The following is a 13,287-nucleotide window of genomic DNA, read 5'->3' on the forward strand; positions in this document are numbered from 1 at the left end:
CCGCTTTTTCCCCTCTAATGAAAGGATGTTGTGATGAACAATACGCTGAGCAAACGCCTGTGCCTGACGGCAATGCTTACGTTGGCGGCCGTTGTATATACTACTTCCGCATTCGCTGAAACCAGTAAACTGGTGATTGAATCGGGAGATAGCGCACAAAGTCGTCAGGAAGCGGCGATGGAAAAGGAACAATGGAACGACACTCGCAGTCTGCGTCAGAAAGTGAATACCCGCGCAGAAAAAGAGTGGGACAAAGCCGATGCCGCCTTTGATAACCGCGATAAATGCGAGCAAAGTGCCAACATCAACGCCTATTGGGAGCCCAATACGCTGCGGTGTCTGGATCGTCGTACAGGTCGCGTTATTACGCCCTGATGCAGGATAACTAAAAGGAAGTGTAAGGATACAGTATGACAAGTGACTACAAGGTCAGACTGCGCCCGCTTGAGCGTGAAGATTTACGATTTGTCCACCAGCTTGATAATAATGCCAGCGTTATGCGTTACTGGTTTGAGGAGCCGTATGAGGCTTTTGTCGAACTGTCGGATCTCTACGACAAACACATCCACGACCAAAGCGAACGGCGCTTTGTCGTCGAATGCGATGGTGAAAACGCCGGGCTGGTAGAACTGGTGGAAATTAACCATGTGCATCGGCGGGCGGAATTTCAGATTATTATCTCGCCGGAGTACCAGGGAAAAGGCCTGGCGTCACGCGCGGCCAAACTGGCGATGGATTACGGATTTACCGTACTCAATCTCTATAAATTGTATTTGATCGTCGATAAAGAGAATGAAAAAGCGATTCACATCTACCGTAAACTCGGGTTTAGAGTAGAAGGCGAGCTGATTCATGAGTTCTTCATTAACGGCGAATACCGTAACACCATCCGCATGTGTATCTTCCAGCAGCAGTATCTGGATGAACATAAAACGTCCGGTTCTACGCTCCTGAAACCCACCGCGCAGTAAACGCGGCGCGGTAGTCACGGAGAGTCGCACCGCGCCCGGTTTAGTAGTAATCGATACGATTTTTAATGGTGTAATGGTGGGACACTGCCGGCTTAACGCTCTCATCGACGATAACAAGCCGGCAGTCAACAGGGTTCGCGTACGCATCATATTCGCAGCTCTGTGTGACGTTGCCGACCTGTCGATCATCCACCCGGCTGACTGCCGTGTAATCCAGCTTTTTACGCGGGTCCGCGGAGGGTTTTGCCGTCACAGAGAGCGTATTCTGCGAGTTTATGGTTGTCTTACCTAACGGATAGCCTTCGCTATCATAGCGGTACTCGACCTTCATCTCTTTGCCCGTCGCCGATACCACAAAACCGTTGTCGTCCGTTTCCCAGGTCACGCCCGCCGAAGGCAACGCCGCCAGCTGGCACTTCCCCTGTAACTGCACCTTTTTTTCCAGCGTCTGAGCATCCCGGTAATAATTGGCATCCAGCACGAGCGCCAGCCCCGTATTATTCTCCAGATCGTGTAACTCAAGCGTATCAAAGCAGCCTTCCTGTGAAAGCGTACCGGTGACCTGCTTCGCCACTTCGCCATTCTCACTCATCAATGTCTGGCTGAAATCCTTTACCGGACCACGTAATGGATCAAAATCAAATTCGTTCGAAAAACTGGCCATTTCTGGCGTAAAAGACTCAAGGGATTTCGGGTTATCACAACCTGCCAGTATCATGCACAATAACGTCAGTAAAAGGGGTTTCTTCACACGTATCACCAGGATGAAAAGATATTTATCATCATATTAGCAAATACAGTTATTTACACGAAAAATGCTAAGCTTAGAACATCGTCTTAATCACAGGAGTTCATGATGAAAATCGCAACTGCAATAGCCGCTCTGGCGTTAGTTAGCGCCCCCTCGCTGGTAATGGCGGCACCGGGATCGTGCGAGAGAGTAAAAAGCGATATCGAACAACGTATCATCAATAACGGCGTGCCGGCGGATAATTTTACGCTCACTATCGTTCCTAACGACCAGGCCGATCAGCCGGACTCACAGGTGGTGGGCCATTGCGCGAACGACACGCATAAAATTCTTTATACCCGCACCAGCAGCGGCAATGCGCCAGCCAATACCTCTCCCGCTCAGGACGGTTCATCCGCCGAACCGCAATAACCTCCTCCTGCCCTCCGGGTCCGGAGGGTAACGCTCTTTGACATGGATTAATAATCCTTACTCCCAAAGGGGTAAACTCATTACATCATTAGCATGTTAATAATTTCGTTATAGTTATCAATATATAGCGAAATAATAACGACAATGGAGTGAGTGATGCCCGGAGAAAAGCAACAAACAGGCGTTAGCCGCAGGACGTTAGTGAAATCAGCGGCGCTTGGCTCACTGGCGCTGGCTGCCGGAGGCGTATCTTTACCGTTTGGGATGCGTACCGCGACCGCGGCGGTGCAGCAGGCCATGCGCAACGAAGAAGATAAAATCGTCTGGGGCGCCTGTTCGGTCAACTGCGGCAGTCGCTGCGCCCTGCGTCTGCATGTAAAAGATAATGAAGTCTGGTGGGTTGAAACTGATAACACTGGCGACGATGTCTACGGCAATCATCAGGTTCGCGCCTGTCTGCGGGGCCGTTCAATCCGTCGGCGCATTAACCATCCGGATCGCCTTAACTATCCCATGAAACGCGTTGGCCGCCGCGGCGAAGGCAAATTTGAACGCATTAGCTGGCAGGAAGCACTGGACACCATTAGCGCCAGCCTGAAAAAGACCGTAGAGACCTACGGCAATGAAGCCGTTTATATCCACTATTCATCCGGCATCGTAGGCGGCAACATAACCCGCTCGTCGCCTGCCGCCTCGCCGGTGAAGCGTTTGATGAACTGCTACGGCGGTTCGTTGAATCAATACGGCTCATACAGTACCGCGCAAATTTCTTGCGCCATGCCCTACACCTATGGCTCCAACGACGGCAACAGCACGTCTGATATCGAAAACAGTAAACTGGTGGTCATGTTCGGCAATAATCCGGCTGAAACACGCATGAGCGGCGGCGGCATTACCTGGTTTCTGGAGCAAGCGCGTGAACGCTCAAATGCGCGCATGATCGTGATAGATCCGCGCTATACCGATACCGCTGCCGGACGTGAAGACGAGTGGATACCGATTCGCCCCGGCACCGACGCCGCGCTGGTGGCGGGAATTGCCTGGGTATTAATTAACGAAAATCTCGTTGACCAGCCTTTTCTCGACAACTATTGCATCGGCTACGATGAAAAGACCCTTCCGGCTGACGCGCCCCCCAATGGCCATTATAAGGCTTATATTTTGGGCCAGGGCGAGGACGGTATCGCCAAAACGCCGCAGTGGGCATCACACATTACCGGCATCCCCGCCGATCGGATTATCAAACTGGCGCGCGAGATAGGCAGCGTCAAGCCGGCCTACATCTGTCAGGGTTGGGGCCCACAGCGTCAGGCGAACGGCGAACAAACCGCTCGCGCCATCGCCATGTTACCGATTCTGACCGGCAACGTCGGCATTCATGGCGGTAATAGCGGCGCACGCGAATCCACTTACACCATTACCATTGAACGTCTGCCGGTCCTGGAGAATCCCGTTAAAACCGCCATCTCCTGCTTTAGCTGGACGGACGCCATTGCGCGCGGCCCGGAAATGACCGCCCTGCGCGACGGCGTACGCGGCAAAGATAAGCTGGATGTCCCGATCAAATTTCTATGGAACTACGCTGGCAACACCCTGATTAATCAGCATTCGGATATTAATAAAACCCATGAAATTCTTCAGGATGAAGCGAAATGCGAAATGATTGTGGTCATCGACAACTTTATGACCTCTTCCGCGAAGTACGCTGATATTTTACTGCCGGATCTCATGACCGTCGAACAGGAGGATATCATCCCCAATGATTACGCCGGCAATATGGGATATCTGATTTTTATCCAACCGGCGACGACGCCTAAGTTCGAGCGCAAGCCCATCCACTGGGTACTCAGCGAAATCGCCAGACGCCTCGGCGACGATGTGTATCAGCGGTTTACCGAAGGCCGTACCCAGGCGCAATGGCTGCAATATCTGTACGCCAAAATGCAGGCAAGAGATCCGGCATTGCCCGCGTATGACGATCTGAAAAAAATGGGCATCTATAAACGCAAAGATCCCAACGGCCACTTTGTCGCCTATAAAAAATTTCGTGAAGATCCGCAGGCCAATCCGTTAAAAACGCCGTCCGGTAAAATCGAAATCTACTCGAGCCAACTCGCTCACATCGCCAGTACCTGGGAGCTGGCGGAAGGCGACGTGATAAGCCCACTGCCGATTTATACCCCTACTTTTGAAGGATGGGACGATCCGAAGCGGAGCACCTTCCCGCTACAGCTGTTTGGCTTTCACTATAAATCCCGTACCCATTCAAGCTACGGCAATATTGATGTTCTGCAGGCCGCCTGTCGCCAGGAGGTGTGGATAAATCCGCTTGATGCGCAAAAACGCGGTATCGCGAATGGCGATAAGGTTCGCGTCTTTAACGATCGTGGAGAGGTGCGTCTACCCGCCAAAGTCACGCCGCGTATTCTGCCGGGCGTCAGCGCGATGGGTCAGGGCGCATGGCATAATGCGGATATGGCTGGCGATAAAATCGACCATGGCGCCTGCATCAATACGCTCACGACGCTGCGTCCTTCCCCCCTGGCAAAAGGGAATCCTCAACATACAAATCTGGTGGAAATCGAAAAAATCTAAGCCGCCTGCTCCGGGACGTTTTTACGCGCCCGGCGCTCCCCGTTTTGCGAACACAACGACATTTAAAACTCTTTTTTGGATGAGCATAGTGAGCTGTTATGAAAATCACCAACCCTGAGGCATTAATGGCGGCCAGTATCAGCCGACGAAGCCTGGTGAAAACCTCCGCTATCGGTAGCCTTGCGCTTGCCAGTAGCGCTTTCACCCTTCCGTTCTCCCGCATCGCACACGCCGCAGCAGACCTCGCATCCGGCAATGTGGCAGAAAAAGCGGTCTGGAGTTCATGTACCGTTAACTGCGGCAGCCGCTGCCTGCTGCGCCTGCACGTAAAAGATGACACCGTATATTGGGTTGAATCAGATACCACGGGCAACGATGAATATGGCAACCATCAGGTACGCGCCTGCCTGCGCGGTCGTTCTATTCGTCGCCGGATGAATCATCCCGATCGCCTGAAATATCCGATGAAACGCGTTGGTAAACGAGGAGAAGGCAAATTCGAACGTATCAGTTGGGATGAAGCGTTGGATACCATCGGCGATAACCTGAAACGTATCCTCAAGGATTACGGCAACGAAGCGGTACATGTCCTTTACGGTACCGGCGTGGACGGCGGCAATATTACCAATTCTAACGTACCGTATCGCCTGATGAACGCCTGCGGCGGCTATCTCAGCCGTTACGGTAGCTACAGCACCGCCCAAATCAGCGCGGCCATGAGCTATATGTTCGGCGGCAACGACGGCAATAGTCCGGATGATATCGCCAATACAAAACTGGTGGTGATGTTTGGCAATAACCCCGCGGAAACACGTATGAGCGGCGGCGGCGTGACATACTATGTCGAACAGGCGCGCGAACGCTCCAACGCCCGGATGATCGTCATTGACCCGCGTTATAACGACACTGCCGCCGGCCGCGAAGACGAGTGGCTGCCGATTCGCCCGGGTACCGATGGCGCGCTGGCGGCGGCAATCGCCTGGGTGCTGATTACCGAAGATCTTATTGATAAACCGTTTCTGGATAAATACTGCATCGGCTACGACGAAACCACTCTGCCCGCCTCGGCCCCGCGTAACGCGCACTATAAAGCCTATATTTTGGGTCAGGGCGACGACGGTATTGCTAAAACGCCGCAATGGGCCGCGCAGATTACCAGTATTCCGGCGGAAAAAATCATTCAACTGGCGCGGGAAATCGGCTCGGCGAAACCGGCTTACATTTGCCAGGGCTGGGGACCGCAACGCCACTCTAACGGGGAGCAGACCGCACGCGCAATCGCCATGCTGTCTGTACTCACCGGTAACGTCGGCATAAATGGCGGTAATTCCGGCGTGCGCGAAGGCACCTGGGATCTGGGCGTCGAATGGTTTTCTATGCTGGAGAACCCGGTAAAAACCCAGATTTCGGTCTTTACCTGGACCGACGCTATCGATCATGGCGCGGAAATGACCGCCACACGCGACGGCGTGCGGGGAAAAGACAAGCTCGACGTGCCGATCAAATTTTTGTGGTGCTACGCCAGTAATACGCTGATCAATCAGCATGGCGATATCGCCCACACCCACGAGGTGCTTCAGGACGACAGTAAATGTGAAATGATCGTCGGCATCGAGCACTTTATGACCGCGTCGGCAAAATATTGCGACATTCTGCTGCCTGATTTAATGCCGACCGAGCAGGAAGATCTGATTTCCCACGAATCCGCAGGCAATATGGGCTATGTCATTCTTGGTCAGCCCGCCACCTCGCCGAAATTTGAAAGAAAGCCCATTTACTGGACGCTCAGTGAAGTGGCTAAACGGCTTGGTCCGGACGTATACCAGACCTTCACAGAGGGCCGCACGCAGCATGAGTGGGTCAAATACCTACACGCAAAAACCAAAGCGCGCAACCCGGAAATGCCGGATTACGAAGAGATGAAACAGACAGGGATTTTCAAGAAAAAATGCCCGGAGGAGCACTACGTCGCTTTCCGCGCCTTCCGCGAAGACCCTGCCGCCAACCCACTGAAAACGCCGTCCGGTAAAATCGAAATCTATTCCGAGCGTCTGGCAACCCTCGCCGACACGTGGGAGCTGAAGAAAGATGAGATTATCCATCCTTTACCCGCCTATACGCCAGGCTTTGACGGTTGGAACGATCCGCTTCGTCAGCGCTACCCGCTACAGCTAACCGGCTTCCACTATAAAGCGCGTACCCACTCCAGCTACGGCAATATCGACGTCCTGCAACAGGCATGTCCGCAGGAGATCTGGATCAACCCGATTGATGCGCAAGCGCGCGGCATTCAGCACGGCGACACCGTGCGGGTCTTTAACCAGAACGGAGAGATGCTCATTCCGGCAAAAGTCACGCCGCGCATATTGCCTGGCGTCACCGCTATCGGCCAGGGCGCCTGGTTAAATGCCGACATGTTTGGCGACAAAGTCGATCGCGGCGGCTCCATTAACATTCTGACGTCGCACCGGCCTTCCCCACTGGCGAAAGGTAATCCGTCACACAGTAATCTTGTTCAGGTTGAAAAGGCGTAAGGAGTAACCGATGACAACCCAGTATGGATTTTTTATTGATTCCAGTCGTTGCACCGGTTGCAAAACCTGCGAACTGGCCTGCAAGGACTACAAAGATCTCACTCCCGACGTCAGTTTCCGGCGGATATATGAATACGCGGGCGGCGACTGGCAGGAAGATAACGGCGTCTGGCACCAGAACGTCTTTGCCTATTATCTCTCCATTTCATGCAACCACTGCGAAGACCCGGCCTGTACCAAAGTCTGCCCGAGCGGCGCGATGCACAAGCGCGATGACGGTTTTGTGGTGGTGAACGAAGAGGTCTGTATCGGCTGCCGCTACTGCCACATGGCCTGCCCGTACGGCGCGCCGCAGTACAACGCCGCCAAAGGTCATATGACCAAGTGCGACGGCTGTTATGACCGGGTGGCGGAAGGCAAGAAACCGATCTGCGTCGAATCCTGTCCGCTGCGGGCGCTGGACTTTGGCCCGATAGACGAACTGCGTAAAAAACACGGAGAGCTGGCTGCCGTCGCGCCGTTGCCGCGCGCGCATTTCACGAAGCCGAATATTGTGATTAAACCCAACGCCAACAGCCGCCCGACCGGGGACATTACCGGTTATCTGGCCAATCCGAAGGAGGTATAAGATGGGAAGTGGATGGCATGAATGGCCGCTGGTCCTGTTTACGGTGCTGGGTCAATGTGTGGCCGGGGCGCTGATCGTGAGTGGATATGGCTGGTTAACCACGAAAGACGATGTGGCAAAACAACGCATCGTGCGCAGCATGTTTTTTCTGTGGCTGGTGATGGGACTGGGATTCCTCGCGTCGATTATGCATCTCGGCTCGCCGATGCGCGCGTTTAACTCGCTTAACCGCGTAGGCGCTTCCGCACTGAGTAATGAAATCGCCGCAGGATCGGTGTTCTTTGCCGTAGGCGGCATCTGGTGGCTGGTGGCGGTACTCGGTAAAATGCCCCCGGCGCTGGGTAAAGTGTGGCTGCTGGTCAGTATGGCGCTCGGCGTTGCATTCATCTGGGCAATGACGCTCGTTTATCAGATAGATACCGTGCCAACCTGGTATAATGGCTACACCACGCTGGCCTTTTTCCTCACGGCATTCCTGTGCGGCCCGGTGTTTGCGGCGTTACTGCTACGCATCGCGCGCGTCCCATTTTGCAGCGTGACGTTTGCCAGTATTAGCGGCCTGGCATTGGTGGTGTGCGTGACGGTCATCGTACTACAAGGACTGTCTCTCTCAACCATTCACAGTTCCGTGCAACAGGCCAGCCATCTCGCACCGGATTACGGTATGCTACAGGTCTGGCGCATTGTCTTGCTTGCTGCCGGATTAGGCTGCTGGCTATGTCCGCTAATCCGTCGCCGCGAACCGCATACCGTTGGTTTGCTGCTCGGTGTCGTGCTGGTGCTGGCAGGCGAAATTATTGGCCGCGGACTTTTTTATGGCCTGCATATGACCGTAGGTATGGCCGTCGCAGGTTAATTTATGCGTGCGGGGCGACCCGCACCTTTCGGGATTGTTTGAATGACCACTTTTTTACAACGTGATGATTTTGCAGTAACGGCGCGTGTTCTTGGCGCGTTGTTTTATTATTCGCCGGAAAGCCACGAAACCGCTCCTCTGGTTCAGGCGCTATTAACCGACGACTGGCAGGCGCAGTGGCCGCTTGATGCCGAGGCGCTTGCGCCTGTGGCGGCTATGTTTAAGACCCACAGCGAAGAGTCGTTGCCACAGGCCTGGCAGCGCCTGTTTATCGGCCCTTACGCTCTGCCGTCTCCGCCGTGGGGTTCCGTCTGGCTGGATCGTGAGAGCGTATTATTTGGTGATTCTACGCTGGCGCTACGTCAGTGGATGCGCGAAAACGGGATTCAGTTTGAAATGCAGCAAAACGAGCCAGAAGATCATTTTGGGTCGCTGTTGCTGCTGGCGGCCTGGCTTGCCGAGAATGGCCGTCATCATGAATGCGAACAACTCCTGGCCTGGCATCTGTTTCCGTGGTCGTCCCGCTTTCTGGACGTATTTATCGATCATGCCGGGCATCCGTTTTATCAGGCGTTGGGGCAACTGGCGCGTCTGACTCTGGCGCAATGGCAAGCTCAACTCATTATTCCCGTCGCTGTAAAACCGTTATTCCGTTAATCCCCACAAAAGGCAGGATTTTACCTGCCTTTTCTCCCATTGTGGCCTATTTTTATCTACAAAAAGTGACAACGTCACACTACGCTTCTATTTTTAAGATAATTCTTTATCGTGAATGTTCACGCTAAGCCGCATAAGGGCAAAACATAATTGTTAATAGATGTTTAACAGTGTTAAACATCACGCTCCGCTGGAATCCTTCCCGACCTGTTGCTATAGCTCAAAGCACCCTGCCGGAACATGGCATAACAACACGCGACTCTTAACGTCGCCATAACACATGCAAACAGGGAGACACACCGCAATGCACACCCACACCCTAAAACGCGTACTTGGGTTCACTATCGTCATTCTGCTGTTACTGGCGCTGTTTATCTGGGGAATCGGTCTGGAGACGCTGAAAGCGCGTCAGGTCGATCTGCTGTATCTTGGACAACGGCATTTGATGCTGGTCTTTACGTCCATGTTTTTTGCTTTACTGGTCGGTATCCCGAGTGGGATTTTACTCAGCCGTCCTGCGGCAAAAGGATTTGCTGAATATGTCATGCAAATCTTTAATGTTGGTAATACCTTGCCGCCGCTGGCCGTCCTGGCCTTAGCGATGGTGATTATCGGGATCGGCGATACGCCCGCCATTGTCGCGCTATTTCTGGCTTCTCTTCTGCCTATCGTCCGCAATACCTATGCGGGCCTCTGTTCCGTTCCCGCCTCACTGATTGAAGCGGCGAACGGGATTGGGATGACAAAATGGCAGCGGCTTCGTCAGGTAGAGCTACCTAATGCGTGGCCAGTGATGCTGTCCGGTATTCGCATCGCGACCGCCATCAATGTCGGCACCGCGCCGCTGGCCTTTCTGATCGGCGCCAGCAGCTACGGCGAGCTGATTTTCCCGGGAATTTATCTCAACGATTTTCCGACGTTGATCCTCGGCGCAACGGCCACGGCGTTATTCGCGCTGATTCTTGACACTCTGCTTGCCTGGTTTGGGCGACGCCTTAGCCCTCATACCGTCTGAACGCATAAATAACAATAAGGAGCGTTAAATGAGATTCAAAAAACACCTGTTGGGATGGCTTGCCGCAACGCTGTTGTTCAGTAGCCAGACGCAGGCCGCGCCGCTGGTTCTCGCCACCAAAAGCTTTACCGAGCAGCATATTCTTTCCGCAATGACCGTTCAGTATTTGCAGAAGAAAGGCTTTCAGGTTCAGCCGCAAACCAATATCGCCGCGGTGATTTCACGTAATGCGATGGTGAATAAACAAATTGATATTACCTGGGAATACACCGGTACATCGCTGATTATTTTCAACCGTATCGACAAGCGCATGAGTCCACAGGAAACCTACGACACGGTAAAACGCCTGGATGCGAAGCTGGGCCTGGTATGGCTCAAACCGGCTGACATGAACAATACTTACGCGTTCGCGATGCAACGCAAACGCGCCGAGTCGGAAAATATCACCACCATCTCGCAAATGGTGGCAAAAATCGAACAAGTCCGGCAGAACGATCCTGACCACAACTGGATGCTCGGCCTCGATCTGGAATTTGCCGGGCGCAGCGACGGGATGAAGCCCCTTCAGCAAGCCTACCAGATGCAGCTCGATCGCCCGCAAATACGACAGATGGACCCAGGGCTGGTCTATAACGCCGTTCGGGATGGGCTGGTTGACGCCGGGCTGGTCTATACCACCGACGGACGGGTGAAAGGGTTTGATCTGAAAGTGCTGGAAGATGATAAAGGCTTCTTTCCAAGTTACGCTGTCACGCCCGTGGTGCGTAAAGAGGTGCTGGAAGCCAATCCTGGCCTTGATGACGCCTTAAACACCCTTTCCGGCCTGCTCAATAACGATGTGATATCGACCCTAAACGCCCAGGTCGATATCGAGCATCGCACGCCGCAACAGGTAGCCCATCAATTTTTGCAGGACAAAGGTCTGCTGTAAGGAGCGCCTATGGATACGATACATTATATGCTGGATAACGCAGGCTATCTCGCCAGCCTTACCTTTCAGCATCTCTGGCTGGTCGCGCTGGCCGTCGGTCTGGCGATTATCATCGGCGTACCGTTAGGCGTTTTGATTGTACGCCACAAATGGCTGGCAACGCCGGTATTGGGCGCCGCCACGCTACTTCTTACCATTCCGTCTATCGCGCTGTTTGGGTTAATGATTCCGCTCTTTTCGCTGATCGGGCATGGTATTGGCGTTCTGCCCGCTGTGACGGCCGTTTTTCTCTACTCTTTACTGCCGATTGTCCGGAATACCCATACTGCGCTTGATAGTTTGCCGCCCGGTCTGCGTGAAGCGGGACGCGGCATCGGTATGACTTTCTGGCAACGGCTGCGCTGGGTCGAAATCCCAATGGCCCTACCGGTTATTTTCGGGGGTATCCGCACCGCGGTAGTGATGAATATCGGCGTGATGGCGATTGCCGCGGTGATCGGCGCTGGCGGTCTGGGGCTGCTACTGTTAAACGGCATTAGCGGCAGCGATATTCGCATGTTAATTGCCGGCGCGCTGATGATCTGTCTACTGGCGATTGTGCTTGACTGGCTGTTGCATCGTCTGCAAGTCGTACTGACACCTAAGGGGATACGATAATGATAAAACTGGAAAATCTCACCAAACAATTTGTACAGAAAAAGGGTCAGCCGCTAAAAGCCGTCGACAACGTCAACCTGAACGTGCCGGAAGGCGAAATGTGCGTCTTACTCGGTCCCTCCGGCTGCGGCAAAACCACCACGTTAAAGATGATCAACCGGCTGATCGCGCCCAGCAGCGGTAATATTCTTATCAACGGCGAGAATACCAACGATATGGATACGGTAACGCTACGCCGCAATATCGGGTATGTTATCCAACAAATCGGCCTGTTTCCTAATATGACGATTGAAGAAAATATTACCGTTGTGCCGCGCATGTTGGGTTGGGACAAAGCGCGCTGCAAGCAACGCGCCGAAGAGTTGATGGACATGGTGGCGCTGGATGCCAGAAAATTTCTGCATCGCTATCCAAAGGAGATGTCCGGGGGACAGCAGCAGCGCATTGGCGTGATCCGCGCTCTGGCCGCCGATCCGCCGGTACTGCTGATGGATGAGCCCTTCGGCGCGGTGGACCCCATTAACCGCGAAGTGATCCAGAACCAGTTTCTGGATATGCAGCGTAAGCTAAAAAAGACCGTGATGCTGGTCAGCCATGATATCGACGAAGCGCTAAAACTCGGCGACCGTATCGCCGTGTTCCGTCAGGGGCGAATTGTACAGTGCGCCAGTCCTGATGAACTGCTGGCCAAACCGGCTAACGAGTTTGTCGGGTCGTTTGTCGGTCAGGACAGAACGTTAAAGCGTTTGCTACTGGTCTCCGCGGGCGATGTGACCGACCAACAGCCAACCATTACCGCGCGGCCTTCCATGCCGTTAAGCGAGGCGTTCGGCATTATGGATGATCACGATATTCGCGCCATTACCGTCATTGACAACGACGGTAAGCCACTGGGATTTGTGAAGCGCCGGGAGGCTCGGAACGCCAGCGGAATCTGCGCCGATATCACCCATCCTTTCCGTATTACGGGCAAAGCGGAAGATAATCTGCGTATTGTGCTGTCCAGATTGTACGAAAGTAATACCAGCTGGATGCCGATCGTTGATGAAGACGGACGCTATAACGGTGAAATCTCTCAGGATTACATCGCCGATTATCTCAGCTCAGGCCGCACGCGTCGGGCGCTAAATATTCACGAAAACAGCTAACGCTGCCGCCGGATGGCCTCTCGCTATCCGGCAATATCATTATTGTACGCAATATTATATCGCACATAGTGCTTTTGCGTCTGACGCCATTTCCCCGCAGAATAGGCTATCCTGAAACTCCCTGTTTACCCGC

At 53.5% G+C, this 13,287-nt stretch carries 13 protein-coding genes; 12 read left to right on the plus strand and 1 reads right to left on the minus strand.

What is annotated here, in order from left to right; all coding sequences use genetic code 11:
* The first annotated feature begins 33 nt into the window (after positions 1 to 33).
* On the plus strand, positions 34 to 375 hold the full coding sequence (locus ACH0VJ_RS02195) for a DUF1283 family protein (RefSeq protein ID WP_001066440.1): 342 nt from the start codon (positions 34 to 36) through the stop codon (positions 373 to 375).
* Positions 376 to 410: 35 nt separating this feature from the next.
* Entirely contained in the window at positions 411 to 971 is a 561-nt protein-coding gene (gene speG, locus ACH0VJ_RS02200) for a spermidine N1-acetyltransferase (RefSeq protein WP_000199997.1), read from the plus strand.
* A 40-nt stretch (positions 972 to 1,011) separates the two neighbouring features.
* Here the strand turns inward: speG and ACH0VJ_RS02205 are convergent, their stop codons facing one another.
* Positions 1,012 to 1,722, minus strand: coding sequence for a YnfC family lipoprotein (locus ACH0VJ_RS02205; protein ID WP_000743122.1), 711 nt, complete (start codon positions 1,720 to 1,722; stop codon positions 1,012 to 1,014).
* A gap of 102 nt (positions 1,723 to 1,824) precedes the next feature.
* Here ACH0VJ_RS02205 and ACH0VJ_RS02210 point away from each other — a divergent pair, with 102 nt between their 5' ends.
* The 10 genes from ACH0VJ_RS02210 (at position 1,825) to osmV (ending at position 13,154) form a co-directional block, all read left to right on the plus strand.
* Positions 1,825 to 2,133 (plus strand): DUF1161 domain-containing protein, encoded by a 309-nt coding sequence (locus ACH0VJ_RS02210; RefSeq protein ID WP_000975516.1) that lies wholly within the window; start codon positions 1,825 to 1,827, stop codon positions 2,131 to 2,133.
* A gap of 156 nt (positions 2,134 to 2,289) precedes the next feature.
* Positions 2,290 to 4,728, plus strand: coding sequence for a selenate/tellurate reductase subunit YnfE (gene ynfE / locus ACH0VJ_RS02215; protein WP_001117619.1), 2,439 nt, complete (start codon positions 2,290 to 2,292; stop codon positions 4,726 to 4,728).
* A gap of 98 nt (positions 4,729 to 4,826) precedes the next feature.
* Positions 4,827 to 7,262, plus strand: coding sequence for a selenate/tellurate reductase subunit YnfF (gene ynfF, locus ACH0VJ_RS02220; protein ID WP_000705274.1), 2,436 nt, complete (start codon positions 4,827 to 4,829; stop codon positions 7,260 to 7,262).
* A gap of 10 nt (positions 7,263 to 7,272) precedes the next feature.
* The gene (gene dmsB, locus ACH0VJ_RS02225) at positions 7,273 to 7,890 is read left to right on the plus strand and encodes a dimethylsulfoxide reductase iron-sulfur subunit DmsB (RefSeq protein ID WP_000213068.1); all 618 of its coding nucleotides are present in this window, start codon (positions 7,273 to 7,275) and stop codon (positions 7,888 to 7,890) included.
* A 1-nt stretch (position 7,891) separates the two neighbouring features.
* A complete protein-coding gene (locus tag ACH0VJ_RS02230; RefSeq protein WP_000534720.1) occupies positions 7,892 to 8,746 on the plus strand; it encodes a dimethyl sulfoxide reductase anchor subunit family protein in 855 nt (284 codons plus the stop codon).
* Positions 8,747 to 8,788: 42 nt separating this feature from the next.
* Positions 8,789 to 9,403 (plus strand): Tat proofreading chaperone DmsD, encoded by a 615-nt coding sequence (gene dmsD / locus ACH0VJ_RS02235; protein WP_000206567.1) that lies wholly within the window; start codon positions 8,789 to 8,791, stop codon positions 9,401 to 9,403.
* Between the two features lie 304 nt (positions 9,404 to 9,707).
* Positions 9,708 to 10,418, plus strand: coding sequence for an osmoprotectant ABC transporter permease OsmY (gene osmY, locus ACH0VJ_RS02240; protein ID WP_000556891.1), 711 nt, complete (start codon positions 9,708 to 9,710; stop codon positions 10,416 to 10,418).
* Positions 10,419 to 10,446: 28 nt separating this feature from the next.
* Entirely contained in the window at positions 10,447 to 11,349 is a 903-nt protein-coding gene (gene osmX / locus ACH0VJ_RS02245) for an osmoprotectant ABC transporter substrate-binding protein OsmX (RefSeq protein ID WP_001211193.1), read from the plus strand.
* Between the two features lie 9 nt (positions 11,350 to 11,358).
* Positions 11,359 to 12,006, plus strand: a complete 648-nt coding sequence (gene osmW, locus ACH0VJ_RS02250) for an osmoprotectant ABC transporter permease OsmW (RefSeq protein ID WP_000379677.1) — start codon at positions 11,359 to 11,361, stop codon at positions 12,004 to 12,006.
* On the plus strand, positions 12,006 to 13,154 hold the full coding sequence (gene osmV / locus ACH0VJ_RS02255) for an osmoprotectant ABC transporter ATP-binding protein OsmV (RefSeq protein WP_000593088.1): 1,149 nt from the start codon (positions 12,006 to 12,008) through the stop codon (positions 13,152 to 13,154). Before osmW ends, osmV begins: the two co-directional genes overlap by 1 nt.
* Positions 13,155 to 13,287 lie beyond the last annotated feature (133 nt).

Source organism: Salmonella sp. 2020_1459 (genome assembly GCF_043847915.1).
GTDB classification, from domain to species: Bacteria; Pseudomonadota; Gammaproteobacteria; order Enterobacterales; family Enterobacteriaceae; genus Salmonella; species Salmonella enterica.

Coding starts and splice junctions, on each gene's coding strand:
- ACH0VJ_RS02195 (WP_001066440.1), top strand. CDS start 34: ATGAACAATACGCTGAGCAAACGCCTGTGCCTGACGGCAATGCTTACG.
- speG (WP_000199997.1), top strand. CDS start 411: ATGACAAGTGACTACAAGGTCAGACTGCGCCCGCTTGAGCGTGAAGAT.
- ACH0VJ_RS02210 (WP_000975516.1), top strand. CDS start 1,825: ATGATGAAAATCGCAACTGCAATAGCCGCTCTGGCGTTAGTTAGCGCC.
- ynfE (WP_001117619.1), top strand. CDS start 2,290: ATGCCCGGAGAAAAGCAACAAACAGGCGTTAGCCGCAGGACGTTAGTG.
- ynfF (WP_000705274.1), top strand. CDS start 4,827: ATGAAAATCACCAACCCTGAGGCATTAATGGCGGCCAGTATCAGCCGA.
- dmsB (WP_000213068.1), top strand. CDS start 7,273: ATGACAACCCAGTATGGATTTTTTATTGATTCCAGTCGTTGCACCGGT.
- ACH0VJ_RS02230 (WP_000534720.1), top strand. CDS start 7,892: ATGGGAAGTGGATGGCATGAATGGCCGCTGGTCCTGTTTACGGTGCTG.
- dmsD (WP_000206567.1), top strand. CDS start 8,789: ATGACCACTTTTTTACAACGTGATGATTTTGCAGTAACGGCGCGTGTT.
- osmY (WP_000556891.1), top strand. CDS start 9,708: ATGCACACCCACACCCTAAAACGCGTACTTGGGTTCACTATCGTCATT.
- osmX (WP_001211193.1), top strand. CDS start 10,447: ATGAGATTCAAAAAACACCTGTTGGGATGGCTTGCCGCAACGCTGTTG.
- osmW (WP_000379677.1), top strand. CDS start 11,359: ATGGATACGATACATTATATGCTGGATAACGCAGGCTATCTCGCCAGC.
- osmV (WP_000593088.1), top strand. CDS start 12,006: ATGATAAAACTGGAAAATCTCACCAAACAATTTGTACAGAAAAAGGGT.